This is a genomic window from Campylobacter sp. VBCF_04 NA7, assembly GCF_027737405.1.
Lineage (GTDB): Bacteria > Campylobacterota > Campylobacteria > Campylobacterales > Campylobacteraceae > Campylobacter_B.
Genome location: NZ_JAOVTT010000007.1, coordinates 35,877 through 60,822 on the forward strand (window position 1 = coordinate 35,877; position 24,946 = coordinate 60,822).

At 41.9% G+C, this 24,946-nt stretch carries 27 protein-coding genes and 1 tRNA gene; 14 read left to right on the forward strand and 14 right to left on the reverse strand.

Annotation, left to right across the window (positions count from 1 at the left end):
• Positions 1 to 47: 47 nt before the first annotated feature.
• Positions 48 to 1,361, reverse strand: a complete 1,314-nt coding sequence (locus OFO00_RS06530) for an aminotransferase class V-fold PLP-dependent enzyme (RefSeq protein ID WP_270865375.1) — start codon at positions 1,359 to 1,361, stop codon at positions 48 to 50.
• 106 nt (positions 1,362 to 1,467) lie between these two features.
• Between OFO00_RS06530 and OFO00_RS06535 the strand changes: the two genes are divergently transcribed.
• Together OFO00_RS06535 and efp are read left to right on the forward strand one after the other, a co-directional pair.
• Entirely contained in the window at positions 1,468 to 2,295 is an 828-nt protein-coding gene (locus tag OFO00_RS06535; protein WP_333721410.1) for a DUF234 domain-containing protein, read from the forward strand.
• Between the two features lie 71 nt (positions 2,296 to 2,366).
• Positions 2,367 to 2,933 (forward strand): elongation factor P, encoded by a 567-nt coding sequence (efp, locus tag OFO00_RS06540; protein ID WP_270859759.1) that lies wholly within the window; start codon positions 2,367 to 2,369, stop codon positions 2,931 to 2,933.
• A 236-nt stretch (positions 2,934 to 3,169) separates the two neighbouring features.
• Here the strand turns inward: efp and OFO00_RS06545 are convergent, their stop codons facing one another.
• Positions 3,170 to 3,301 (reverse strand): hypothetical protein, encoded by a 132-nt coding sequence (locus OFO00_RS06545; protein WP_270865376.1) that lies wholly within the window; start codon positions 3,299 to 3,301, stop codon positions 3,170 to 3,172.
• A gap of 92 nt (positions 3,302 to 3,393) precedes the next feature.
• Between OFO00_RS06545 and OFO00_RS06550 the strand changes: the two genes are divergently transcribed.
• Positions 3,394 to 3,470 (forward strand) — tRNA-Ile (locus tag OFO00_RS06550).
• A gap of 93 nt (positions 3,471 to 3,563) precedes the next feature.
• Here OFO00_RS06550 and OFO00_RS06555 read toward each other — a convergent pair.
• The gene (locus tag OFO00_RS06555; RefSeq protein WP_270865377.1) at positions 3,564 to 3,809 is read right to left on the reverse strand and encodes a desulfoferrodoxin family protein; all 246 of its coding nucleotides are present in this window, start codon (positions 3,807 to 3,809) and stop codon (positions 3,564 to 3,566) included.
• 115 nt (positions 3,810 to 3,924) lie between these two features.
• Here OFO00_RS06555 and OFO00_RS06560 point away from each other — a divergent pair, with 115 nt between their 5' ends.
• Together OFO00_RS06560 and OFO00_RS06565 are read left to right on the forward strand one after the other, a co-directional pair.
• Entirely contained in the window at positions 3,925 to 5,244 is a 1,320-nt protein-coding gene (locus OFO00_RS06560) for a dicarboxylate/amino acid:cation symporter (protein WP_270865378.1), read from the forward strand.
• Positions 5,245 to 5,925, forward strand: a complete 681-nt coding sequence (locus OFO00_RS06565; protein WP_270859755.1) for an aspartate/glutamate racemase family protein — start codon at positions 5,245 to 5,247, stop codon at positions 5,923 to 5,925.
• Positions 5,926 to 6,024: 99 nt separating this feature from the next.
• Here OFO00_RS06565 and dnaE read toward each other — a convergent pair whose 3' ends face one another.
• The 4 genes from dnaE to OFO00_RS06585 all read right to left on the reverse strand — a co-directional run bounded on the left by dnaE (position 6,025) and on the right by OFO00_RS06585 (position 13,126).
• Entirely contained in the window at positions 6,025 to 10,152 is a 4,128-nt protein-coding gene (gene dnaE, locus OFO00_RS06570; RefSeq protein WP_270865379.1) for a DNA polymerase III subunit alpha, read from the reverse strand.
• A gap of 598 nt (positions 10,153 to 10,750) precedes the next feature.
• On the reverse strand, positions 10,751 to 11,293 hold the full coding sequence (locus OFO00_RS06575; protein WP_270865380.1) for a DJ-1 family glyoxalase III: 543 nt from the start codon (positions 11,291 to 11,293) through the stop codon (positions 10,751 to 10,753).
• Between the two features lie 9 nt (positions 11,294 to 11,302).
• Entirely contained in the window at positions 11,303 to 11,872 is a 570-nt protein-coding gene (locus OFO00_RS06580; protein ID WP_270865381.1) for a cytochrome c, read from the reverse strand.
• Positions 11,873 to 11,950: 78 nt separating this feature from the next.
• Positions 11,951 to 13,126 carry an OprD family outer membrane porin gene (locus OFO00_RS06585; protein WP_270865382.1) on the reverse strand — a complete coding sequence of 392 codons (1,176 nt, stop codon included), beginning with the start codon at positions 13,124 to 13,126 and terminating at the stop codon, positions 11,951 to 11,953.
• Positions 13,127 to 13,357: 231 nt separating this feature from the next.
• Between OFO00_RS06585 and OFO00_RS06590 the strand changes: the two genes are divergently transcribed.
• Positions 13,358 to 13,510, forward strand: coding sequence for a hypothetical protein (locus OFO00_RS06590; RefSeq protein WP_270865383.1), 153 nt, complete (start codon positions 13,358 to 13,360; stop codon positions 13,508 to 13,510).
• Positions 13,511 to 13,514: 4 nt separating this feature from the next.
• On the opposite strand, the gene OFO00_RS06595 is transcribed toward OFO00_RS06590, so the two are convergent.
• The 6 genes from OFO00_RS06595 to OFO00_RS06620 all read right to left on the reverse strand — a co-directional run bounded on the left by OFO00_RS06595 (position 13,515) and on the right by OFO00_RS06620 (position 17,394).
• Positions 13,515 to 13,901 carry a hypothetical protein gene (locus OFO00_RS06595; RefSeq protein ID WP_270865384.1) on the reverse strand — a complete coding sequence of 129 codons (387 nt, stop codon included), beginning with the start codon at positions 13,899 to 13,901 and terminating at the stop codon, positions 13,515 to 13,517.
• A gap of 394 nt (positions 13,902 to 14,295) precedes the next feature.
• Positions 14,296 to 14,907: an ATP phosphoribosyltransferase gene (gene hisG, locus OFO00_RS06600; RefSeq protein WP_270865385.1), complete on the reverse strand. Its 612-nt coding sequence runs from the start codon at positions 14,905 to 14,907 to the stop codon at positions 14,296 to 14,298.
• Positions 14,904 to 15,524, reverse strand: coding sequence for a type III pantothenate kinase (locus OFO00_RS06605; RefSeq protein ID WP_270865386.1), 621 nt, complete (start codon positions 15,522 to 15,524; stop codon positions 14,904 to 14,906). The genes hisG and OFO00_RS06605 overlap by 4 nt, the downstream gene beginning before the upstream one ends.
• Complete coding sequence (locus tag OFO00_RS06610; RefSeq protein WP_270862751.1) at positions 15,511 to 15,843, reverse strand: hypothetical protein; 333 nt, start codon at positions 15,841 to 15,843, stop codon at positions 15,511 to 15,513. The genes OFO00_RS06605 and OFO00_RS06610 overlap by 14 nt, the downstream gene beginning before the upstream one ends.
• Positions 15,833 to 16,843 (reverse strand): L-seryl-tRNA selenium transferase, encoded by a 1,011-nt coding sequence (locus OFO00_RS06615; RefSeq protein ID WP_270865387.1) that lies wholly within the window; start codon positions 16,841 to 16,843, stop codon positions 15,833 to 15,835. Before OFO00_RS06615 ends, OFO00_RS06610 begins: the two co-directional genes overlap by 11 nt.
• Positions 16,843 to 17,394: a hypothetical protein gene (locus OFO00_RS06620; RefSeq protein ID WP_270865388.1), complete on the reverse strand. Its 552-nt coding sequence runs from the start codon at positions 17,392 to 17,394 to the stop codon at positions 16,843 to 16,845. Before OFO00_RS06620 ends, OFO00_RS06615 begins: the two co-directional genes overlap by 1 nt.
• Positions 17,395 to 17,510: 116 nt before the next feature.
• Here OFO00_RS06620 and gatC point away from each other — a divergent pair, with 116 nt between their 5' ends.
• The 8 genes from gatC to OFO00_RS06660 all read left to right on the forward strand — a co-directional run bounded on the left by gatC (position 17,511) and on the right by OFO00_RS06660 (position 24,658).
• A complete protein-coding gene (gene gatC / locus OFO00_RS06625; RefSeq protein WP_270859743.1) occupies positions 17,511 to 17,798 on the forward strand; it encodes an Asp-tRNA(Asn)/Glu-tRNA(Gln) amidotransferase subunit GatC in 288 nt (95 codons plus the stop codon).
• Between the two features lie 11 nt (positions 17,799 to 17,809).
• Positions 17,810 to 18,892, forward strand: a complete 1,083-nt coding sequence (locus OFO00_RS06630; RefSeq protein WP_270859742.1) for a type IV pilus twitching motility protein PilT — start codon at positions 17,810 to 17,812, stop codon at positions 18,890 to 18,892.
• Positions 18,893 to 18,894: 2 nt separating this feature from the next.
• Complete coding sequence (locus OFO00_RS06635; protein ID WP_270865389.1) at positions 18,895 to 19,563, forward strand: CvpA family protein; 669 nt, start codon at positions 18,895 to 18,897, stop codon at positions 19,561 to 19,563.
• Positions 19,563 to 20,030, forward strand: coding sequence for a Fur family transcriptional regulator (locus OFO00_RS06640; RefSeq protein ID WP_270865390.1), 468 nt, complete (start codon positions 19,563 to 19,565; stop codon positions 20,028 to 20,030). Before OFO00_RS06635 ends, OFO00_RS06640 begins: the two co-directional genes overlap by 1 nt.
• Position 20,031: 1 nt before the next feature.
• The gene (gene lysS, locus OFO00_RS06645) at positions 20,032 to 21,525 is read left to right on the forward strand and encodes a lysine--tRNA ligase (RefSeq protein WP_270865391.1); all 1,494 of its coding nucleotides are present in this window, start codon (positions 20,032 to 20,034) and stop codon (positions 21,523 to 21,525) included.
• Between the two features lie 2 nt (positions 21,526 to 21,527).
• Positions 21,528 to 22,769 carry a serine hydroxymethyltransferase gene (locus OFO00_RS06650; RefSeq protein WP_270859738.1) on the forward strand — a complete coding sequence of 414 codons (1,242 nt, stop codon included), beginning with the start codon at positions 21,528 to 21,530 and terminating at the stop codon, positions 22,767 to 22,769.
• An 87-nt stretch (positions 22,770 to 22,856) separates the two neighbouring features.
• Positions 22,857 to 23,870, forward strand: a complete 1,014-nt coding sequence (locus tag OFO00_RS06655) for an SPOR domain-containing protein (protein ID WP_270865392.1) — start codon at positions 22,857 to 22,859, stop codon at positions 23,868 to 23,870.
• On the forward strand, positions 23,870 to 24,658 hold the full coding sequence (locus OFO00_RS06660) for a shikimate dehydrogenase (protein ID WP_270865393.1): 789 nt from the start codon (positions 23,870 to 23,872) through the stop codon (positions 24,656 to 24,658). The genes OFO00_RS06655 and OFO00_RS06660 overlap by 1 nt, the downstream gene beginning before the upstream one ends.
• Here OFO00_RS06660 and OFO00_RS06665 read toward each other — a convergent pair.
• Positions 24,655 to 24,921 (reverse strand): helix-turn-helix transcriptional regulator, encoded by a 267-nt coding sequence (locus tag OFO00_RS06665; RefSeq protein WP_270865394.1) that lies wholly within the window; start codon positions 24,919 to 24,921, stop codon positions 24,655 to 24,657. The two genes, OFO00_RS06660 and OFO00_RS06665, sit on opposite strands and share 4 nt — an antisense overlap.
• Positions 24,922 to 24,946: the final 25 nt, after the last annotated feature.

The window sequence follows — 24,946 nt, forward strand, 5'->3', positions numbered from 1 at the left end:
TATCATTATTTCAAATTTGGTGCAGTATTTCCGCCTTGCGGGGGCGATTAGCAACGATATTTTCCGCTTACGAAATTTATCTTTGTGCGGATTTTGACGATTTCTTTGAGCGCGTGGGCGAGGTAGGCGATATCGTCCTCATCATTGACCCACGAGAAGCTTGCTCGCACCCAGCTTGGTTTGGTCTGATTTACGGGATCTGGCGCAAGTCCTGTCAGATCAAATCCATACGGCGCTGCGCAGTCGCACCCAGAGCGCGTTTGGATTTCGAATTTTGAGCTAAGCACGGAGGCTAGGGCATCAGAGGCTAAATTCTGCATATTAAACGCAAAAATCGGCACCCTTGGCGCGCTCAAATTCCCGTAAATTTTAATCTCTTTGATTTTTGAAATTTCATCGATAAATTTCGCATTTAGCGCGCTTTCTCGCTCTTTTATCGCCGCAAATCCCACCTTGCGGCGCAAATCCAGCGCCAAATACGCCCTAATGAGTGCCGTAATCCCCGGCGTGCCCGGCTCTTCTAGCCGCTCTTTGTCGATGACGAAGTTTTGCGTGCTAAAATCAGCGTATTTTACCGCGCCACCGCCCGCAAATGTGGGCTCTGCGCCTTCTAAAAACTCTTTTTTCAGCGCCAAAATCCCGCACGCACCCACTCCGCCGATGAGTTTGTGTGCGCCAAAAAACAGCCCGTCACAAAAGCCCAAATCCACATTATCATGCGCCACAAGCGCGCTAGCGTCGATGAAAAGTTTCGCGCCGTGCATTTTTAGCGCCAAAAATACCCGCTTATAATCGACTAAAATCCCAGTGGCGTTCGAACACGCGCTAAATACGCCATAAATTTCGCGCCCTTTATTTGCGCCTAAAATTTCATTTAATTTGCCAAAATCCATAAGCCCGTCTGCACCCAGTGGCACGCGCACGAGTTCGCACAGAGCGTGGCGCAGGCTGATTTCGACCGAGTGGTGCTCGTATGGAGAGATCACGATTAGTGGAAATTTCGCGCGCTCAGTAGTGGCGAAATTTGTCAAATTTAGCCGTTTTTTGGTGTTTGGTGGCAGGTAAATGCCTAAAATTTCCCATAGCTTCTTAATCGCGGCTGTCGCGCCAAATCCGCACGAGATGAGGTAGTATTTGCCAGCACACCCTAGCATTTCTTTGATTTTGGCGCGCGCGTTTTCGTAGTATTCGCTCGTGGTGTGGGCGTTTTCGCCGCCAAGAGAGTGCGTGTTGGCATAAGTGCGCAAAACCCGCTCGATTTCGCGCTCGACACTATTGCACGCTAGCCCAGACGCGGCGAAATCGAAGTATTTGACTCCTTCTTTTAGTATTAAATCATTTTTTATTTTTTCGATTTGCATTTTTTACTCCAAAATTTTGTAAATTATACCTAAACTTGCTAAAATTAGCCGTTTTAGGAGGGGTGAAATTCTAGGGTTAAAACACACGGCTAGCAAATTTGGCCATTTGGAACTGGGTGAAATTTTGAAATTTCACTTCGTATTCGATGCTTTTGATATTTGCACGAAATATGACGATGTATTTAGCGCGATAGAGGCTGAAATTTTGCCGAATTTTAGGGAGATTGGCGAGAGGTTTAGTTTCGGTGGCGAGTATGAAAAAGAGCTAAAACAAGCGTTGATGAAATTCGCCAAATCAGATCGTAAAAAAATCGGTGTCGCAAAGATACTACCCCGCTTCACCGCGCAAAAAATCACGCAAATTTTGCTAGAAGCTGGGTTTTTAAATTTAGAAAAATCGCACGAAAAACGCCCCGTAAAACTGCATAAAAATGATAAATTGCCACGAATTTTAAGACGCTATCAAATCACAGACAAAGTCCATTTTAACGACAATTTCTCGCGGTTTTGGTTCAGGTTTATCGAGCCAAATTTGCAAATTTTGGCGCAGGGTGAATACGAAAAAGTCATTGGCGAGATTAGGGAGGATTTCGATAATTACGCGAGTTTTGGCTATGAGATACTCTGCCGCGAACTGCTCGCAAACTACCTAAATATCGACATTTCGCAAATTTCGAGTTATTGGGATAAAAATAGCGAGATTGATATTTTTGCGAAATTTGAGGGGTTTTTAATCGTGGGCGAGTGTAAATACAAAGAGCGCAAAATCTCAAAAAATGTCCTAAACGAACTGCTCGCAAAGTGCGAAAATTCTGCGCTTGCGCCTGATATGGTGGCGCTGTTTTCGAAATCTGGGTTCTCAGGCGAGCTAGAAAAAATCAAAAATGATAGAATTTTGCTTTTTGATATAGAGGATTTTAAAATTTTACTTTGATTAAATTTGGCTAAATTTAAAGCTAAATTTAGTATAATCGCAGTTTTATGCAACCAAACTAAGGAGAAAAAATGGCTTATTCAATGGGCGATTTGAAAAAAGGTCTTAAAATCGAAGTTGATGGAATTCCGTTTAAAATCGTAGAGTATCAACATGTAAAACCGGGCAAGGGTGCTGCTTTCGTGCGCGCAAAACTAAAATCCTTCATCGACGGTAAGGTTTTGGAAAAAACTTTCCACGCAGGCGATAAATGCGAGGAGCCAAATTTAGAGCAAAAAGATATGCAATACCTTTATGATGACGGCGAGTATTGCCAATTCATGGATACAGAGAGCTACGAGCAAGTGGCAATCGCTGACGAGGATGTGGGCGAGGCGAAAAAATGGATGCTTGATGGCATGATGGTTAGCATTATGTTTTACAATGGCAAAGCGATCGGCGTGGAAGTTCCGCAAGTAGTCGAGCTAAAAATCGTCGAAACTGCGCCAAATTTCCGTGGCGATACACAAGGAAGCAACAAAAAACCAGCGACCCTTGAAACTGGTGCGGTCGTGCAAATCCCATTTCATGTGCTTGAAGGCGAGGTTATCCGCGTAGATACCGTGCGTGGCGAATATATCGAAAAAGCAAACAAATAATTCTTCCTTCCCTGATTAAATTTGGCGAATTTGCGAAATTTGTTAAATTTGCCGAATTTAGCGGGGAATTTTAAATTTAATCCTTAAAATTTGTTGTTAAATTTTGTTAAAATATTTTTGCGTTTTTAAACACTGCGCCGAAATTTGTTTTGGGCTTGATTTTGGTTTGGGCTTAAATTAGGTTTGGGCTTAAATTAGGTTTGGGCTAATACTGCGCCGAAATTTGGGCGATATTTTTAAGCGTGGATTGCGTGGATTGCGTGGATTGCGTGGATTATACTGCGCCGAAATGTGCGCGGTTCTTGCGTCATAATGTGTAATGATTTGGTGCCAAAATTTGCGTGCGCAGGTTGGATTGCGTATCGCATGGCAAAAAATTTGGCGTTTGGCGAAATTTTGCGCTTTAACTCAAATTTAAGAAATTTTTTGTAAAATTACAGCTTATCCAATTTATTCAATCGGGCTCATAGCTCAGTTGGTTAGAGCATCCGGCTCATAACCGGATGGTCCCAGGTTCGAGTCCTGGTGAGCCCACCACCACACAATTTCAGCCTTTTTTTAAAACTTTTTAAAAACGATTATATAAAATTAAAAAATAAAATTCAAAGCCCCGAATTTGGGGCTTAGTGGTTATAAATTTATCGAAAATGTAAAATTTCCGTGCAGGTTACAGCGAGAGATTGCTTTGAGGGTTTTGATATCTTTTAGATTTAGCCTTGCACTCAAAAATCCCCTGCTTGCGACTGGTTCTAACGAGACTTTGGCTACGAGTTTATCATCTGCGTAAAGCTCAATCGCATAAATCCAGTGATCAGCGTCGCTTGGGTGGATTATTCCGCCTTGTCCGATTTTAAATTCGCCAAATTTATGGTGCAAAATTTAGAAAACAAATGAAATTTTAACCTTTCGTTATAAATTCAGCCCTAATTAAATTTGTTCTATGCAAATTTATTGTAAAATCGTAAGAACATTATATTTTAAAGGGGAAAAAATGTCGCAAAGTGACGCTAATGCGCCTAAAAAGCGCGGTATATTTGCATGGTATTTTGAGTCAAGCCTACTTTGGCGCATAATGATTGCGCTTGTTTTGGGTTCGGTTTTGGGTATAATTTTACCGCAAAATGCCACCGTTGGCGATACCACTTGGGTATCGATTTTAACGCCGTTTGGTGATCTTTTTGTGCGAATGCTCAAAATGATTATGGTGCCTGTAATCGTCTGCTCACTGATAATTGGCACAAGTTCGATTGATCCAGCTCACCTTGGTAAAGTTGGCGTCAAAACGATAATTTTCTACGCGATTACGACGCTGTTTGCGATCGCGATAGGTTTGGCGTGCGGATTGATTTTCAGCCCTGGTAGTGGGTTGGAGCTAGATGCTGCCAAAGCTGTGGAAAAGAGCGCAAATGCTCCTGCGATGAGCCAAATTCTACTAAATATTATCCCTACAAATCCGTTTGAAGCTATCGTTAAGGGTGAAATTTTGCCTATTATCGCGTTTTGTATTTTTGTGGGAATTGGCCTAGCGTATTGCAAAAGTAGCGACGATGAGCGCATTGCGCGTAGTGCAGAGACTGTGTATGCGTTTTTTGATGGTATGAGCGAGATTATGTTTAAGGTTATCCGCTGGGTTATGCAATACGCACCAATCGGCGTTTTTGCGCTAATGTTCGTTGTGTTTAACAAAGCTGGAATTGGCGCGATTAGTTCGCTTTTGACCGTTACGATTGCGCTATATGTGGGACTTGCGGTGCAGGTGTTTGCGATATACTGCGTGGTTTGTATGCTAATTGGCATAAATCCTGCGAAATTCCTCAAAAAAGTTCGCGCGCCTATGCTTACGGCGTTTGTTACCAGAAGCTCGAACGGCACGCTTCCGATTACAATGAGGACTGCTGATGAGGAAATGGGAATTCCAAAATCGATTTATGGTTTTGTTTTGCCTGTGGGTGCGACTGTAAATATGAACGGAACGACCGTATATTTGGGTGTTTGCACGCTTTTTATCGCTAATGCGTGCGGTATCGATCTCACTGCTCAAAACTATTTTACGATTATTATCACTTCTATGCTAGCAGCTATCGGAACAGCTGGTGTGCCTGGTGCTGGCGCGCTAATGCTACTTTTGATACTAGAATCAGTAGGTATCAGCGTAACTGGAACCGTGGCAGTGGCTTATGGTATGATACTAGGCATTGACGCGATACTAGATATGGGACGCACATCTATGAATGTTACAGGCGATGTCGTGGCTTCGCTATATGTGGCTAAAACAGAGGGCAAACTAGATACCTCAAAATGGGAGAATTAAATGCGCAGAGTCGGAGTAATCGGCGGTATGGGACCGCTAGCAAGTGCTGATTTATATCTAAAAACGATAGAATTAACGGGGGCTAGAAGCGATCAAGAAAATATCCCGCTTCTAATCGATAGCTATCCGCAAATCGAGGATAGGACGGCGTGTATTTTCGGCGAGGGCGAGGATCCTACGCCAAAGCTAATCGAAAGCGCAACTCGCCTTAAAAATGCAGGTTGCGAGGCGTTTGTCATGGTTTGCAATACAGCGCATTATTTTGCGCCAAGGGTTTTGGAGGCTGTGGATTTGCCACTAATCCATATCGCAAAAAACGCAGTTAGCACGATACAAACCCGCTATCCAAATGCCAAAAAAATCGCAGTTTTGGCTACTTCTGGCACGAAAAAGGCTAGGGTGTATGATGAGCACTTAGAGAATGCTGGATTAATCAGCGTAGAGCTTGGCGAGGAAAATCAAGCTAAGTTAATGGATTGCATTTACAAAGGTGTGAAAGCTGGCAAAACCGCAGAATATGTGGAGCTTTTTAAAAGCGTGTTAGATAGCATTGACGCGGATGTTTATATCGCTGGCTGCACGGAGATCCCGCTGTTTTTGCCACTCATTGAGACAGATAAGGTTTTCCTTGACGCTACGCTCGAACTTGCGCGCGCGATTGTGGAATTTGCCCGTTCTTAGCCAAATTCAATCAAATTTAATAAATTTAGCCCAAATTTTGGGCTAAATTTCAAAATTTCAAATTTCTAAAATTCTTAAAATTCGTAAATTTTGCAAATTTCACGCAGCTAAAATTTCGCCCACTTTCTCGCCAAAATCGTCGCCGACGATGTATTCGGTAGGGTATATCAAAACCTCGTTTTCAAACCTCACGCGCAAAATTAGCCGTTTGGAGTTTTTCAAATCCCTGTCGTTGAAGGCTAGGGAGTAGATTTTTTGGATTTTGTCGCGGTTTAGCTCGCTAGCACATATTTCAAACTCGAAATCCACGGCCTTTTTGCGCTGTTCCTCGCGCTCTTTTTTGCTTTGTTGCAAGGCCACAAGTGCGGCATTTTCGCCCTTGTCAAAGCCGTTATCGCCGAAATTTCGCCTCTCTTTGCGCGCAGAGGCGCCATAGCTTTTGGCTTCGCTAGGGGCGTAGTTTTCGATATTTCGCGCCTCATCGAGCGATAAAATTTCATCTAGGTAAATTTGGTATTTTCCGCCGTAAGTTCCTGTGTTTTTCGCAAGCCTTACCCAAAATGCCAGCGGGCGTTCTAGGTCGCTATCGCTTAGGGCTAGCACGCTTTCGCACACATCGCCAAATGCCGCGACTTCGAAGCTCCCTGATAAATCGAGTATGGTTAAATTCGCCATTTGCGAGCCAGATTTTGTTGTGCGAGAATTTACGCTTTCGATTTTGCCGACACACAAAAGCTTCATTGATGAGCCCTCATTTTGCAAAATTTCATAAAATTCACTCGATTTACTGTGTGCGATAGGCGAAATTTCGCTTTCGAAAACTTTGAGCGGATTTCCCTCTAAAAATACGCCAGAGCGTGGTCTAAACCCAGCGTCTTTGGCGTTTTCTAGGCTTAGCATTGAAAGGAAGGAAACTTGATATGCTCCCTCGCCAGCGGCACTTTTGCTGATTTTTATCATAAAAGCGTATGGTTTTTCGAGCTCAGCGGGGCTTAAATTTTCGATAGTTTTTAGCGTGTTGTCAAATACGGCTAGTTCATACGAGCCGTGCAAATCCAAAATGGTCAAAATTCCCATTTTTTTGCCGGTTTTTGTGATACGAGTAGTGATATCCTCGATCCGCCCAACGCTTAAAATTTCGGCATTATCGCCTGTAATCTCGCCAAATTGCGATGAGAGCAGGTAATCTATACCGCTCATTTGCTCTTTATAATCATCGAGCGGGTGGCCAGAGAGATACACGCCCACGGTTTGTTGCTCGAATTTTAAAATTTCACTTTGCGCAAATTCCTCAGCATTTTCCACGAAGCTTACTTTTATCCCCTCGGTCATCTCCTCATCTTCGCCAAATAGCGAGCTTTGAGCGTCTTTTTTGATTTCTGTGATTTTTTTCATCACATCTAGGATATTTTCCATGTTTTGGATAATGCTAAGCCTAGTTTTGCCCAAACAATCCATCGCACCGCCGTAGGTTAGGGACTCTATGACCTTTTTATTGACCTTGAAATTATCCACTCTGGTGGCAAAATCATCGATATTTTCAAAAAGCCTTTCGTTTTGAAGCTCTAAGATATTTTCAATCGCAGCCGAACCCACGCCCTTAATCGCGCCAAGTCCGTAGATGATAGACTGGCCCGATTCACTTGCCTCATCGTCGATTACGCTAAATCCGCGCAAACTTTGGTTGATTGATGGTTGTTTTAGCCCGATACCAAGCCGTTTTGCTTCATCGATATATTTTGCAACTTTATCTGTGTTTCCCTCCTCAGATGTGAGCAAACCAGCCATAAATTCGGCTGGATAGTAGGTTTTAAGATAGGCTGTTTGAAATGTAATCATCGAATAAGCCGCCGCGTGGGATTTGTTAAATCCATAAGAGGCAAATTTCATAATCATATCAAATAGCTCGTTTGCCTTAGCGACATCAAAGCCGTTTGTCTTAGCACCCTCCAAATACTGCTCTCTCATGTGGGCTAGCTTTTTTTCGTCCTTTTTACCCATGGCTCTACGCACCAAATCAGCTTCGCCAAGCGAAAATCCGCCGATAGTTTGCACTAGCTGCATGACCTGCTCTTGATAGACGATGATTCCATAAGTCGGCTCTAAAATTTCCTTGATTTGCGGGAACATATACGAGGCTTCCTCGCGTCCGTGTTTGATATCTATAAAACGCGGGATTAGATCCATTGGACCTGGGCGATATAGCGAAATCATCGCGATGATATCCTCAAATCTATCTGGCTTTAAATTTACGGCTAAATCTTGCATGCCAGCGCCCTCGATTTGGAAAATTCCAAGCGTGTTGCCTGATTGGATTGTTTTATAAGTCGCAGGGTCGTTAAAATCTATTTTTTCCCAGATTATGTCTTTATCATATCGCCTTTTTATGAGTTTTAGCGCGCTGTCGATGACATCGAGAGTTTTAAGCCCCAAAAAGTCAAATTTGATGAGATCCACATCTTCTAGGTAGTTTTTCATATACTGCGTGACGATACGCGCGTCATCGCCTTTATCTTGTTTGAAAAGTGGAGCCTTGTGCCATAACTCCTCGTTTGAGATAACCACGCCTGCTGCGTGCATGCCAGCGTTGCGGTTTAAGCCCTCTAATTGAAGCGCGAACTCCCATACCTGCGCGGCTGTGGGGTCGCTTTGCAAAAGCTCGGCGATTTTTGGCTCTTGCTCATAAGCGCCCGGTTTGTATTTATCGCTATTTGGATCGCCGACGCCAGTTAGGGTTACGCCAGGGCCTTCTGGGATTAATTTTGCCATTTTATCAGCCTGCGAGAGAGGCATATCGCATACTCTGGCGACATCGCGGATTACGCCACGAGCTAGCAATTTACCAAAGGTCGCTACTTGGGCGACATTGTATTTGCCATACTGCTTTATGACATAATCGATTACTTCGCCACGCCTTGCTTGACAAAAATCCACATCAATATCTGGCATAGAGATACGAGCAGGGTTTAAAAATCGCTCGAAAAGCAGGTTATAAGGTATCGGATCTAGGTCGGTGATACGAAGCGCATACGCACAAATTGAGCCCGCCGCAGAGCCACGGCCAGGGCCAACTGGGATATCGTGGTCTTTTGCCCAGTTGATGAAGTCTTGCACGATAATCATATAGCCTGAGAAGTGCATGCTTTTTATGATTTCAAGCTCTTTGTTTAATCTTTCTTCGTAAATTTGGTGTTTTGCCTCATCGATAAATTTTAATCTCTCTTTTAAACCCTCACGGCATAGATAATCAAACAAAAAATCATCATTGGCAAAGCTATATCTAGCCTCTGGCTCAGGCAGGCTTAGTCCGTGTTTGCTGGCGTATTCGAGGGTAAATTTGAAATTTGGCGGTGTGGGCGCGTAGCCCTTTTCCTCGAAAGCAAAGTGCAAATCGCACTTTTCGACTATTTCTTGCGTATTTGTGATGACCTCTGGCATATCGGCAAAGAGCCTTTGCATTTCCTCATCTGATTTGACATAAAATTCGCTTACGACATGTTTTAGGCGATCTCCGTCGTTTATGGTTTTGCCCATGGCTATGCACTGATACACATCGTGGGCTGTGGCGCGCTCTTTGTAGGCGTAGTGGGCGTCGTTGGTGGCGATGAGTTTGATATCAAGCTCGCGCGCTATGCGGATTAGATCTTTTTCGACATTTAGTTGCTCGCCGATACCGTGTCGCATGATTTCTAAGTAAAAATCATCGCCAAAAATCTCTTTGTATTCTGCGGCGGCCTTTTTGGCGGCTTCGTATCCGCCTGCGCCTCGTCTTAGGTTTCGTTCGCTTAAATTTAGATGAAACTCAACCTCACCCGCAAGGCAGGCAGATGAGCAAACAAGCCCTTCGCTATGCTCGCGAAGTAGTTTTTTGTTTATGCGTGGATAGTAGTAAAATCCGTTTAAAAAGGCTTGCGAGCTAAGATACATTAGGTTTTTGTAACCGATTTCGTTTTTGGCTAGCAAAATTAGGTGGAAGCGGTTTTTGTCGCTTTTATCGCCGATATCATCGTGGTTGTGGATATAGGCTTCGATACCGATTATCGGCTTTATGCCGTTTTTGCGCATGGTTTGGTAAAAGTCGATCGCCCCAAACATATTGCCGTGATCTGTGATTGCGCAGGCTTTGGCACCGCGCTCGGCTAGGATTTTGGCTAGTTCGCTGACTTTGTTGGCCCCGTCAAGCAATGAGTATTCTGTATGTAGGTGTAAATGTGTGAATTCGCTCATAAAATGTCCTTTGATTTTGCGCTCATTTTAGCAAAAAGGGGTTAAATTTTGGCTTTTTGAAATTTGGAGAATTTGCTTTGTGTTATCGTTGTGTTTTGGCAGACACTGCGCCGAATTTGTTATGCAAGCAAGCAATTATTTGCCTTTAATTTGTCATTGCGAGAAAACAAAGTTTTCGAAGCAATCTACGACTTTAAAATTCCTTGCACTAAATTTGCTGTCATTGCGAGCCGTGCTTGCACGGCGAAGCAATCCAGAAAAATTTAAAGCAAAATTCAACCTGAATTTTACATTGAATAAATACTAAAATTTTTAGGCAAAATTTTATAAATTCTGCAAAAACACTGAGCTTAATTTTCATATTCGTAGATTGCCACGAATTTTGCTACGCAAAATTCTCGCAATGACAGATTTAGGATTAGGGAATTTTACTGGATTGCCACGGCGACTGCGTCGCCTCGCAATGACACGGAATTCGCATGCTCTAAATTTAAAGTTGTAGATTGCCACGAATTTTGCTAACGCAAAATTCTCGCAATGACAAATCAAGCGTAAATTTTGCCTAATTTGTCATTGAGAGTTAGTGAAAATATTTGTTTTAGTTAAAAAGTAGCTCGGATTTTAGTGCGCTAAAAGCCTGTTCGCCTTTTAGTTCGCGCACGATTGTGAGTGCGAACTCCATTGCAGTGGCTGGACCACGAGAGGTAATGATATTTTTATCTATTATGACATTTGCGCTAGCGGTGTAGCCGGCGTGCGCGACCGTGCCCTCGAAGCCCGGGTAGCATGTGTAGCTATCCTTTAAAACACCGGCTGTGCCAAGAGCCCAAGGTGCAGCGCAGATTGCGCCGATTTTTTTGCCGGCTTTGTCGAATTTGCGTAAAATTTCGCCTAGTTTTTCGCTTTTTGCCAAATGCTCGGCACCCGGCAAACCGCCCGGCAAGACTATCATTTCGTATTCGTTAATGTCTAAATTTACGAGCAAATCATCGGCGATGATTTCCACGCCGTGAGAGCCTGTAACGCATTTTTTCTCTAAACCGAGAAATTTAGCGTCGATCCCGGCGCGTCTTAGTAAATCAACCACACTTATTGCTTCGATTTCCTCGAAGCCATTGGCTAAAATAACGGCTACTTTCATTTTTGTCCTTTATTTTAGATATGAGCCTTGCTCGCTTGGAGTGGTCGAAATATCTGTATTGCCACCACGCGCAGAGCCTGAACCGCCAGGCAAAAATGAAGTGTCGCCCTTCAAAAATGCGATGATATAGCCTATCTCTGTCGAGGTTGTAGATAGTGCGATAGGGTTCATCAAATACGCTTTTTTACCGCCAAATTCATGGTCTGTGCCGTAGTTGCTCACAGCCATAGCAATCTCGCCTGCGGATAGATTTTTGATTTTTTTAGAGACGCCGTGAGCGCGCTTTTCGCCTTTTGAGCCGTGGCATGAGGCGCATTTAGCAGCGAAAATCTTAGCTCCCTCTTCTTTGGCAGCGGCAGGGCTATGCTTAATAGTATTTAGCACGCCACCTTTTGAGCCGTCGTTTTTATAGACATTGACTGTGATATTTTCGTCTTTGGAATGCTTTTCGATGAGTGATTTTAGCTCTTTTGCGAACTCGCCTTTTGCCTCAAACACATAGCTTTCTTCTGGCTCATTAGCCCCCAAAAGCGCACCCGCGCAAAAACATGCTAAAAACGAAAGTTTTAAAGTCTTCATTTGATACCTTGTCGATAGAATTTAAAAAGGGCGAGGTTTTGCCCTCGCCCTAGGATTATAACTAATCAGAGTAAATGATTAGAAAGCGTATCTAGCTTGGAATCTGATGTGATCTTCTTCGCTATCTTTTACGCCAGCTTTGCCGTCATATTTAACATGTGACCAGAAAGTTGTGAAGCTAAGTTTTTTGTTGTATTTGTAATTAACTCTAACAACATTTTCCCAAGCGTCTTCATCGTTGAATTCACCGCTAACGAAGTCATCGCCGATTGTTAGACCAGTGTCTGCGATAGCATAAGCAGCTGTGATGAACCAAGCGTGGTTGTCGCCTCTGAAATCTCTGTAATTAAGTAGGTCTTCACCTGGGCTGATGAAAGAGCCTTGGTCTTCAAATGATACTCTTGAATGAACTTGTGAATCTGTATCGTATTGAACATAACCAGCTGTTAAATCAAATCCAAATAGGCTTGTGCTAGCTTCTACGCCAAAGAAATCAGCATCATCTGCACCGATTGCAACATATTCATCACTGAAATTTGAGTAAGCGTATTGAGCTGTTAAGCCTAGGTTGATATCTTCTGTAACATCGAAGCTTAGACCAGCTTCAACTGCGAATAAATCAACAACATCCTCTAAGCCAGCATACCATAGTTGGAAAGATACTGGATCATAAGAACCGATAGCAGCTACGCCCCATAGGTCGTGTTGATCTAGTCTTTTGCCATCTGCTGCAAGAGTTGCTGCTGCCGCATTTAAATCGATATCGCCATCGCTCTCTAATGTATCCATATATAGAGCTGCAAGAGTTAAGCCCTCGATATCTTGATTAACGACTTTCAAACCATCACCAAACATATCATCTGTGAAGAATGTGCCTAGTTTTTGGCGACCTAGTTGGAATGTAGTGCCACCGATTTTATATCCTAGGTATCCTTGGTATAAATCAAATTTTGTTGTAACCGCATCAGCTGTTCTGCCCTCTGCCCAGTCATTGTCGTGAGCATAGCGAATACCAGCTACGAAGAAGAAGTTGTCATCGATTTTTACATTTGTATTAACAACGCTTTTGAATCTCCATCTGTGATCGTTTTCTGTTTTTAGACCATCATCTGTTTTTGTAGAATCAATACGCATCCAAGCGAAACCGCTTACATCTACATCTTTGATTGCATCTTCTAATGCAACAGCACTTGCTGATGTAGCAAATGCACCTGCTGCTAATGCAGCTGCTAAACTAAGTTTGAATAATTTCATTTGAACTCCTTGTAAAAGTTATGGTCGTAATAGTAGCACAAAATACTAAATTATTTGCTTAAAACAATCTTAATTTTACTGAAATATAACCATTTTGTTACCGAGTATTAACCAAAATCGCTGAATTTTGCATAAAAAAAAGCGAGACGCTCTTGCGCCTCGCAAATATTGAAAGGAGTTTGATTTCGATAGGGTGATTGTAGCTAAATTTGAGTAAATATATGGCAACAAATGAGAATTATTTTTAATAGTGAAAAATTTGCAGTTAAGCTAAATTTGGCTGATAAAATTCGTAAAATTTATGCGAAATTTATAATTTTTGGCGCGAAATTTGCCCTTTTTGTTAATTTTTCGTTAAATTTAAAGGGCGAAATTCGGGCGTAAGTTATCAAAAACTGATTTTTTCCTCGGTTGGGGCTTTGATATTTTCGTTTTTGTGGAGCTGTTTTTTGATGATTTTGGTCGGTGTGTAGCTCTCTTTTTTGCCCGGGGTGATTTTGCGAGAGAGTATTTGCGCGCTAGAAACACTGCCATTTGTAACGCTGATGAGTGCGACATCGCCTGGGTTGGCGAAGTATTTATTTGATTTGGCACTGCATTGCTTGCTACCATTTATAAATTTATATGTATATGCGACTTTGCTCTGTCTTGTGTAGCTAGAAATCTGCATTTTGCTGGCGGTGGTGTCTGGGCAAAGTGGCGTGGTGCGTGGCGCGAAAAAGGCGCAACCTGTGAAGCTTAGCGCGATTAGGCAGGGTAGGATTAGGTTTTTCATTTTTTTCCTTTTTTAAATTTTTAGTTTTTAATTTTAAAATTTTTTGGGAAAAATTGCAAATTTTGCCTATTTTGTCATTGCGAGAAGCTGTTTTACAGCGCCGAAGCAATCTATGAGTAAAAAATTTAAATTTTGCAAATTTGCTGTCATTGCGAGAAAACGAAGTTTTCGAAGCAATCCAGGGAAATTTAAATTCAAAATTCAACCCAAATTTAGCATTGAACGATTTTTTAAAATTTAGCTGGTTTTATTTTTCGTTACGGCTTGCTGTGCTGGATTGCTTCGACGGCGTTGCCGTCTCGCAATGACACGGATTAGAGCGTTTGTGAATTTTAAAGTCGTAGATTGCCACGAATTTTGCTACGCAAAATTCTCGCAATGACAGATTAAAATTTTAGGCGATAGCACTTTGGAGTTTGTCGCGCAAATCTAAAATTTCATCTCGTTTGATGACAAAGCTATTTTTGTTGGCGATGAGGTGCGCTGAGCTGTGCATGATGACCTCGGCGACTTTAAGGCCGTTTTGCTTCATCGTAGCGCCTGTTTCGACCACATCGACGATAGCGTCCGATAGCCCTATAATCGGAGCTAGCTCGATCGAGCCGTATAGTTTGATGACCTGAGTGGCGACGGCTTTGGTGGCGAAGTATTCGCGCGTGATATTTGGCATTTTGGTTGCGATTTTGATACCAGGGGTGTTGTAATCAAGCTCGGTTTCGTTTGGCACGCCCACGCAGACTCTGCATTTGCCGATTTTGAGATCTAGCAGGCGCAAAACATCTGGTTTGTGCTCTTCGAGCACATCTAGCCCCACTACGCCGATATCTGCTGCGCCTCCGACGACATAGGTGGGAATGTCTTGGTTGCGGACATAAAGAAATTTAAAATCACCCTCTTGCATGATTAATTTGCGGTCTTCAAAGGCAAATTCTAGCCCAAAAATGCTTTTGAAAATTTTGAGTGTATCATCGGCAATGCGACCCTTTGGTAGCGCAATCGTAATCATAAAAGTCCTTTTTGTGAGATTAAATTTTTCATAGCGCGGAAAATCAAATCCCTATCATAAACGCCGTTTTTGAAATGTCGCATTAAAAACGCTCCGTCCCCGCCGGTAAAGTGTATGCGTTTATCGCCAGCAATGTCGGCTATGGCTAGGATTGTTGGTTTGAAAATGCCGTAATTCACGGCGTCGCTTGTTTTTTGCGGAAGCGAGTCTAGGGAAATTTTCGTCGAGAGATTGACATCTAAAACAGATGAAATTTCGCCATAAGTGCGAAGCATAGCGTGGATTCCAGGCAGGATAAATCCGCCAAGGTGGGTGCCTTCTTCCATGACATCGACCGTGATAGCGCTGCCTGCATCGACGATGACGCCAGTTTCGACCATACTGCATGCGACTATTCTATCTATTCCTAGCCCTTGGTAGGTGGTGTTTATGTGGAAATGGTGCGTAATGTCGATAAATAGGGGATTGTTTAGCTTGCGTTGCACTCTGGCATTTACATTTATACAATACACTCTCTCGATTGGTTCGTAGTTCAAAAACTCATCGATACCCATAGCAAAGGTTGTGCCGTTATCATAAAATTTGGCATGTGTGTTGCCGATATCACATAAAAGCATAGGTTTTAAATCCGTTTTCTTCTAAAAATTTTTTACTTTTTGAGCAAATTTGGCTGTTGTGGAACAAAACTCGTTTTTTGATAGTTTTGCCTAAATTTGCGCAAATTTGTTCGGTTAAATTTAATAAAAATTCGCTATCTCGCATAATGAAGCGAGATGATGCCTCGCGCATGAAAATCAGGGTATTAAACCCAGATAAATCCACGCCAAAATATGCGCTGTATGCGCGGGAGCGAGTGAAAATTTTCAAATCTATGGTCTTGAAATTTTTAAGCAAAATTTCATGGCTAACCATGAGATTGGAAATTTTACTTAGCAAAATTTAGCACTTTATCATCGTAGTAAAATGACGAATTTGCGCTAAATGCGCGAGAGTCAATCTCATCATTTAGCTCAAAAATCGCCTCGCTTTGCAGATTTTTATCCGTGCGGATAACAAAACCTGTGCGCTCTACGATATAAAGGTATTCCCCGCTAAATACACCCTCTAATAGCTGAGCGAAGGTAAATTTGCGAGATTTTATTAAATTTAGGTTTTTATCCAAAAGCTCGACCGTGCCGTCTTTTAGCAAAAGATAGATTCTATCGCCGTCAAATAGGACATTTCTAATGTCGCGATTGTAGGTTTTGTTGCCATTTGGGCTGATGAGAACTAGCCTTGTGCCTGTGCCTGCATAAAGGTCGTCGCCACGGGCTTGAAGCGTGGTTATGTTGTTAAAAAATGGTTGATTTGATACGACGAAATCCCTCACAGAGCGACCACCTGTGCGCTCTACGATATTTACTAAGCCATCAAGTGCTGGGTAGGCTACTAATTGATTGATAAAAAGTGGAGCGGCTGTGCGTGAATCTATGGCAAATGCGTCGCCGATTTTATCATCTAGCACCATAGCGCCCGAGCTTAGGCGAAAGAGCATTACGCTATTATCGCTCATCACAAGTGCTAAATCATCGCCGTCAATCGCGCCACTTAGGGCATAGCGTTTGAGATCTCGCTCAAATTTCACACTGCCATCGCTACCCAAAACCCTAGTCGTGCCGTTTGTGTCTGTGGCGATGAAATTTCCATTATACTCGCCTAAAAATCGCTCGTTTTTGTTAAGTTTGATATTTTCATTTACGCCTGATTTGGTGATAACTGCGCCGTTTGATAGCGTGGCGCCCTCTTTGGCAGCATAGATAATTTCTGCTGGAAGCGAGCCATTAAAGGCCATTTCCCCTGTGATATTGTCATCGCCCGGGTCGAAATACTGGCGTTTGGTCGAACAACCGAAAAATAAAAACGAAAGCAGAAGTGTAAATATGATTGATTTTTTCATTATTTATTTCCTTTGTAATGTTTTAAATTTAACGCTAAATTTCGCACTGGCGAATCTATGGCGATTTTGTCAAATTCGGCGTTTGCGGCCTCGATTTGACCTGTTTTCAAAAGCTCGTATCCCTTCACGATAGCGTCGTAATCGTTAAGCAAAAGCGGGCTTTGCTTGCCGTTTTGCACGCTGATAATCTCTTTTAGCAAGTAATCGACCTTGCTATCGCTTCCAAGAGCTGTCAAATCATCGGCTGTGCCGTGATTTAGCATATATAACGCGTATAGATTGAAATCTTTGTCTTTTAGCTTGGCCAGTTTTGCGTCATCTCGCGCCTCTAAAAGCTCTGAGTATAGTTCGTTCGCGCTGTTTATGCGAGAATTTTGGATAAATTCGTTCGCCCAGTATCCTACGAAAATCACCATTATAAGGGTAGCGAAAAAGATTAAAGGTTTTTTGTATTTTTTAATGAAAATTTCGCTTTTGATAACGCCTTCTAAAAACTGCTCTTCTGTGCCTATTTCTTTTTTAACGCCTTCGATGTCGTCTTTTAAAGCCAAAGTAGTATCCTTTTGTGATTAAATTTGGCGGTAATTGTAGCATAAAAAAATTTAAATATGCCCAAAGACAAGAATTTTTATGATATAATGTCGCATTTATCAGAAAAGGAAAATTTATGATAATAGATGAAATTTTATTATCAAGGCTCGAAAAATTAGCTGCTTTAAAAATCCCTGATGAAAAACGAAATGAGTTTATCGGTCAGTTAAATAAGGTAGTAGATTTTGTCGAAATTTTAAACGAATTAAAATTAGATGGTGAGGAAGTAGCCATAACTACTTTAAAGGGCGGAACTCCGTTTCGCGAGGATGAGCCACGCGCTAGCGATGTTCGCTCTATTATCCTAGGGCATGCACCTTCAAGCGAGGGTGATTATTTTGTAGTGCCTAAAATTATTGATTAGAAAGGAAAAGTATGGAAGATCCAAGAAAAAATTTAGTAGATATAGAAACCTTATTAAAGACAGTTGTTTTTAATAAAGCTTCTGACTTGCACCTAGTTTCTCGCTCAGCACCGCAAATCCGAATAGATGGAACGCTTCGTCCTTTGGCTATGGATAGCCTTAGTGGAAGTGATATCGAGTATATTTGCTATGCGATGATTACAGATCAACAAAAAAGCGATTTAGAGGAAAATAAAGAGCTTGACTTCGCGATTGAGTTGCCAAATATCGGACGCTTTCGTGGAAACTACTATTACACTATGAACGGCGATTTGGCCGCTGCGTTTCGTATTATTCCTATCGATATCCCTAGCCTTGATGATTTGAAGGCTCCAAGCATTTTTAAAGAGGTTGTAAAACGCGAAAAGGGTATGATTTTAGTCACTGGTCCGACAGGATCTGGTAAATCAACGACTTTGGCGGCTATGCTAAATGAAATCAACGAAAAAGAGCGCAAGCACATTATCACGGTTGAAGACCCAGTCGAGTTTGTGCATCAAAACAAAAAATCTCTATTTTCTCACAGAAATATCGGCACAGATACACACTCTTATGCGCAAGCTTTGAAATTCTCACTTCGTGAAGACCCTGATATTATCCTAGTCGGTGAGATGCGTGATAGGGAGACGATTTCTATTGCTATTACTGCGGCTGAGACAGGACACTTGGTTTTTGGCACACTTCACACAAACTCAGCAATCCAAACAATCAACCGTATCATTGATAGCTTCGACGGCGGCGAGCAACTTCAAGTGCGAAACATGCTTTCGGTTTCGCTAACTGCGGTTATTTCGCAATCTTTGCTTCCAAAGCTTGGTGGCGGTCGTATCGCAGTGCATGAAATTTTGATTAACAACAACGCGGTTGCCAACCTAATCCGCGAAAACAAAGTTCATCAAATTTACTCACAAATGCAACTTAACCAACAAAGCACTGGTATGATTACGCAAACACAGGCTATGGTTAAGGCAATTAGAGCAAATCAAATCGCCAAAGAAACGGCATTGCGCTACTCTACAAATTTACAAGAGCTTATCGGCGTTGTGGGTGCGTAATCATGGAAGGTATAAATTGGTTTGACGCCATTGTAGTGGGCCTGATAATCCTTTTTGGATTAAGGGGTCTTACAAATGGCATTATGAAGGAAATTTTTGGAATTTTAGGTTTGATTGGTGGTTTGTGGATCGCTGTGCGCTACAAAGAGATGGCAGGTGCGTGGATAGCTAGCAAAGTCCCTGCATTGCAAAATGCAAATGGAATTTTCTCCGGCGATACTACTCAGACTTTAATCGGATTTTTGGCTGTGCTTTTTGGCGTGTGGATCATCTGCCTGATTTTAGGCGAAATTATCTCAAAACTCTTTAAATGGAGTGGGCTAGGATTTGTCGATAGAATCGGCGGATTTGCATTTAGCGTGGCTAAAATTTTCTTAATTTTTGCTGTTATCGTAACCTTTGCAAGAGGTCCTATGATGCTAAACGAGCAGACAAAGAAATTTTTCGAAACTAGCGCAGTCGCTCCGGTGCTACTAAGCGTGGGCAAGTGGATTATGGATTTAAAAGACGACCCAGTAGTCAAAGAAAATTTGCAAAACTTAGAACAAAAAGCTAGTGAAATTTTAACCCCAAGCGAAGATAATGCGACAGAAATTCAAAACAATATTTCAAACGAGGTTTTTGATATCAATCAAAGCTTGGATTTAAATGTAAGTGAAGGGAGATTGTAATGGACGCTAAAATCGAAAATTTAGAATTTGACGCGCTTTTGCTTGAATTTAAAAAAGCACTTAGCGATAATGGCTTAAAATATACAAAACAAAGAGAGGTTTTGCTAAGAACGCTTTATAATAGCAATACGCACTTTACGCCAGAGGCTTTGCACAGCGAGATCAAGGCGAAAAATCCTGAGCTAAATGTAGGTATCGCCACAGTGTATCGCACGCTAAATTTGCTCGAAGAATCAGGCATGGCGACATCGATTACTTTCGGCGCGCAAGGCAAAAAATTCGAACTTGCAAATAAACCACACCATGATCACCTAATCTGCAAAAGTTGCAATAAAATCGTCGAATTCCGCGACGCTAGTATCGAGAAAAAACAAATCCAAATCGCCAAAGAAAATGGCTTTGTCCTAACTGGCCATATTATGCAGCTTTACGGAATTTGCGCTGATTGCGCGGCAAAAAGGAAATAATTTGTTCGACTCACAATTAGAAATCCAAAGAATAGATAAATCAAACGAATTGCGAAATTTAGGGGTAAATCCATACCCTCATTTTTTAAAACGAGATATGAAAATCGTAGAATTTCGCGAGAAATTCGCTGATATTGCAAACAAAGAAGAAAAAAAATCAGATGAGATTGTCGTTTTAGCAGGGCGTTTGAAACTAAAAAGAGTTGCGGGAAAATCGACATTTGCAAATATCGAAGACGAAAGCGGAAATATTCAAATTTATTATTCGCGCGACAGTATCGGCGAGGAAGATTACGCTAAATTTAAGAAAAATCTTGAAGTAGGCGATATCATCACCGTTACAGGATACGCCTTTATCACGCAAACTGGCGAGTTTTCGATACATGCTTCAAATATCAAACTAGCTTCAAAAGCGATTTCTCCACTACCTGAGAAATTCCACGGTCTAGTGGATATCGAAATGCGATACCGCCAACGCTACCTCGATATGATAATGAACCCAGAGGTTAGAAGTGATTTTATCAAACGCTCTGTCATAATCCGTGAAATTCGCAACTTTTTCGAGGCGCATGGATTTTTGGAGGTCGAAACTCCGATGATGCACCCAATCGCAGGTGGCGCAAACGCGAAGCCTTTTATCACGCACCACAACGCTCTTGATGTGGATAGATACCTGCGAATCGCACCTGAACTTTATCTAAAACGCCTAATCGTAGGCGGTATGGAAGCTGTTTTTGAAATCAATAGAAATTTCCGCAACGAGGGCATGGATTTAACGCACAATCCTGAATTTACCAGCATTGAGTTTTACTGGGCATGGCATGATTATAACGATGTTATGGATCTGACACAAAATTTAATCTGGGCTGTGATGGATAAGCTAGGGCTTGATAAAAAGCTTCAATACGATGAGCTTGAAATCGACTTTACCAAGCCTTTTGCGCGCATAAAATACCTTGACGCGCTGGTCGAAATAGGCGGATTGGATTCCGAGATTATAAATGATAAAGACAAAATTTTAGCAAAGCTTAAAGCCGATAAATTCGAAGTCAATGAAAAGCTAGATTTGGGTCACTTGCAAAGCGAACTTTTCGATAATTATGTCGAAGCTAAGCTCATAGATCCGACCTTTATCGTGGATTTTCCTATCGAGATTAGCCCGCTTGCTAGAAGGAGCGACGAAAATCCAAAAATCGCCGAGAGATTTGAGCTATATATCGCTGGCAAGGAGATTGCAAACGCATTTAACGAGCTAAACGATCCGCTTGATCAATTCGAGAGATTTAAGGCGCAAATAGACGCGAAAAATGCAGGCGATGACGAGGCGCACGAAATGGACGCTGATTATGTCAAAGCACTAAGCTATGCTATGCCACCTACCGCTGGTTGGGGGCTTGGGATTGATAGATTGGTGATGATTTTATTAAATAAAAAATCTATTCGCGATGTTATTTTGTTTCCAGCTATGAAACCGTTAAATTCAGATAAGGAGTAAAAATGTTGGCAGATTTTGATAAAGAAATTTTTGATTTGATGAGCAAGGAGCTAGCTCGTCAGTGCGACCATTTAGAGATGATTGCAAGTGAAAATTTCACTTACCCAGAAGTTATGCAGGTAATGGGCTCAGTGTTATCAAACAAATACGCAGAAGGTTATCCCGGCAAAAGATATTATGGCGGCTGCGAATTTGTCGATGAAATCGAAACAATCGCTATTGAGCGATGTAAAAAGCTTTTTGGTTGCGAATTTGCAAATGTTCAGCCAAATTCAGGCTCACAAGCAAATCAAGGCGTTTATGGAGCATTTTTAAAACCGGGTGATAAAATTTTGGGTATGTCGCTAAGCCATGGCGGACACCTAACGCATGGCGCAAAGGTTTCAAGTAGCGGAAAATATTACGAGAGCTTTGAATACGGTGTCGAGCTTGATGGTCGCATAAACTACGACCGCGTAGCAGACATTGCAAATATCGTAAAACCAAAAATGATAGTTTGTGGCGCAAGTGCCTACACAAGAGAGATAGATTTTGCTAAATTTAGAGAAATCGCTGATAGTGTGGGTGCGTATCTTTTTGCCGATGTTGCGCATATCGCAGGGCTAGTTGTAGCTGGTGAGCACGCTCATCCGTTTCCGCACTGCCATGTAGTAAGCTCTACCACTCACAAGACACTTCGCGGACCACGCGGTGGAATTATCATGACAAACGATGAAGAATTTGCTAAAAAAATCAACAGCTCGATTTTCCCGGGCATTCAAGGAGGGCCCCTAATGCATGTCATCGCAGGAAAGGCTGTTGGTTTTAAACACAACCTTAGCCCTGAGTGGAAAGTTTATGCAAAACAGGTCAAAGCAAATGCAAAAATTTTGGGCGAAACGCTCGTAAAACGGGGCTTTGATCTAGTAAGTGGTGGCACAGATAATCACCTAATTTTGGTTAGCTTTTTAAATAGAGAATTTAGCGGAAAAGACGCTGATATAGCACTAGGAAATGCAGGAATCACCGTAAATAAAAACACGGTCCCGGGCGAGATTCGCAGTCCGTTTATCACAAGCGGTATTCGCGTAGGAAGCCCAGCTCTGACATCTCGCGGTATGAAGGAAGCTGAGTTTGAGTTTATCGCAAATAAAATCGCAGATGTGCTTAGCGACATAACAAACACTGAACTTCAAGCAAAAGTCAAAAAAGAGATTGTGGATTTGGCACATAAATTTATCATTTACGATAAAGCGATGTATTGATTTTAAGGCGCTTCGTGCGCCTTATTACCCTTTTTAAAAGATTTGTTAAATTTTTTAAAAAGGGTAAATAAATTTTTAGGAGATATTATGACAGATAAATTTGATATGAGCGATATCACTATGAACGGAGCGCCAGGAGACAGCACAGCTAGCCTAAAAAAGCTTTTGACTATTGCGGCTGGAATTATAGTTTTGTTTTTGATAGTTCTTATAATAATGAAAGCTATCAACAAAAACGACATTGACACAAACGCAGCCCTAACAATGCCTAGCGAAGAAGAACTTACTAAAAAAGAAGAGGTAAAAAAAGAGCCAGAGATCAATGTGGTTAGCAGTGATACTTCTAACGCGCAGCCTCAAACCCCGGCTCCAAAGGCAGAGCCAACCCCTGCGCCAAAACCAAGCGAGCTTCAAATTTCAAAAGTTGAAATCAAAAGCGAAGTAAAAGATGAGCCAAAGCCAGTGGTGCAAAACACTGCCCCTCAAACAAAGGTAGAGATTAAAAAACCTGAGGTCAAAGAAGAGCCTAAGCCTGTCGTAGTCCAAAGAATCGAGGTTAAAAAAGAAGAACCAAAACCAGAAGAGGTAAAAACCGTAAAAGAGCAGTTGCAAGCTCCAAAGGTTGAAATCAAAAAAGAAGCTCCAAAAGTCGAAGTCAAAAAAGAGGCTCCAAAAACTGAGCCTAAAAAAGCAGAGGTGAAAAAGGTTGAGGTTAAAAAAGATGAGCCTAAAAAGGTAGAGGCGAAAAAACCTGAACCTAAAAAAGAGGAAGTCAAAAAAGCCGAAGTTAAAAAAGAGGCTCCAAAAACTGAGCCTAAAAAAGAACCTGCCAAAGTAGGCACTGCGGCAAAAACTGCAAATTCGAGCGTGGGGGCTGGAAATTATATCCAAGTTTTCGCTTCGAACTCTTACGATCCAAATAGCTCAGATGTGCGCAAAATCACAGCCAAAGGCTATAATCCAGTGGGTTTAAAAACACAAGTAAATGGCAAAGATGTGGTTAAAATTTTGGTCGGTCCATTTAGTGGGGAAGAGCTAAACAAGGCTATTAGCGACATGCGTGCGGTTAATAGTGGCGCATATATTTACAGAGTGAAATAATGCACAAATTTGCCGTTTTTGGCAATCCGATATCTCACTCCATATCGCCTTTAATGCACAATTTGGCGATTAAAGAGCTAGGCCTTGATGCCTTTTATGGGCGGGTTTTGTTAGAAACAGCTACGGATTTGAAACAAAAATTTCTGAATTTAGGTTTAAATGGCGCGAACATCACCGTGCCTTTTAAGCTGGAAGCTTGCAGGATAAGCGATGAGCTAAGCGAGGCGGCGCGCGAAATCGGCTCGGTGAATACTCTCGTGCGAAAAAACTCCAAATTTCACGGATACAACACTGACGCGCCCGGATTTTACGAGGCGATTAGGGAGTTTGGAAGCTTAAAGCGCGTGCTTGTTTTGGGCGCTGGTGGCACGACGCGAGCGATTGGCTATATTTTGGCGAAAAATGGTGTTAAATTTGACATTTTAAACCGCAGCGAAAAAGAGCCAGAAAATTTTAAATGCGAGAATTTTTATACCTACGAAAATTTCAAATTTCAAAGCTATGATTTGGTCGTAAATTCCACGAGCGCAGGACTAAAAGATGATTTTTTACCAGCCCCAGCCGAAATTTTAGACGCTGTTTTTAAGGAAGCAAAATTCGCATTTGACGCAATTTATGGCAAGATTACGCCGTTTTTGGATTTGGCTAGCACTCACGGCGTTCGCACAAAAGACGGAGGCGAAATGCTAATCAACCAAGGCGCATTAGCGTTTAATCTTTTTTATGATAATAAATTTGATAAAAATTTGATTTTAAGCGCTATGTCTAGGGCGATAAATTTAGTCTAAATTTTCTCACAATCTCTGAAAAATTCGCAAATATCGCACTCAAAAAGCTTTGAAAGTTTATATAAATGAAGTAGATTGAAATGTTTTTTGGCGGTGTAATTTTCCATATTTGCATAAAATGCGTTTGTTGCATGCCCGATGCCAAGGGCGGTTTCTAACTGACTAAGCCCTTTTTGCGTGCGAATTCGTTTGATATTGTTTGCCACGGTTTTAAAAAATTTTTCATCTTGTTCGTTTGTAGTAATTTGTGGCAAGTTTAGCATTTATATCCCCATAGGTAAGTTTTCT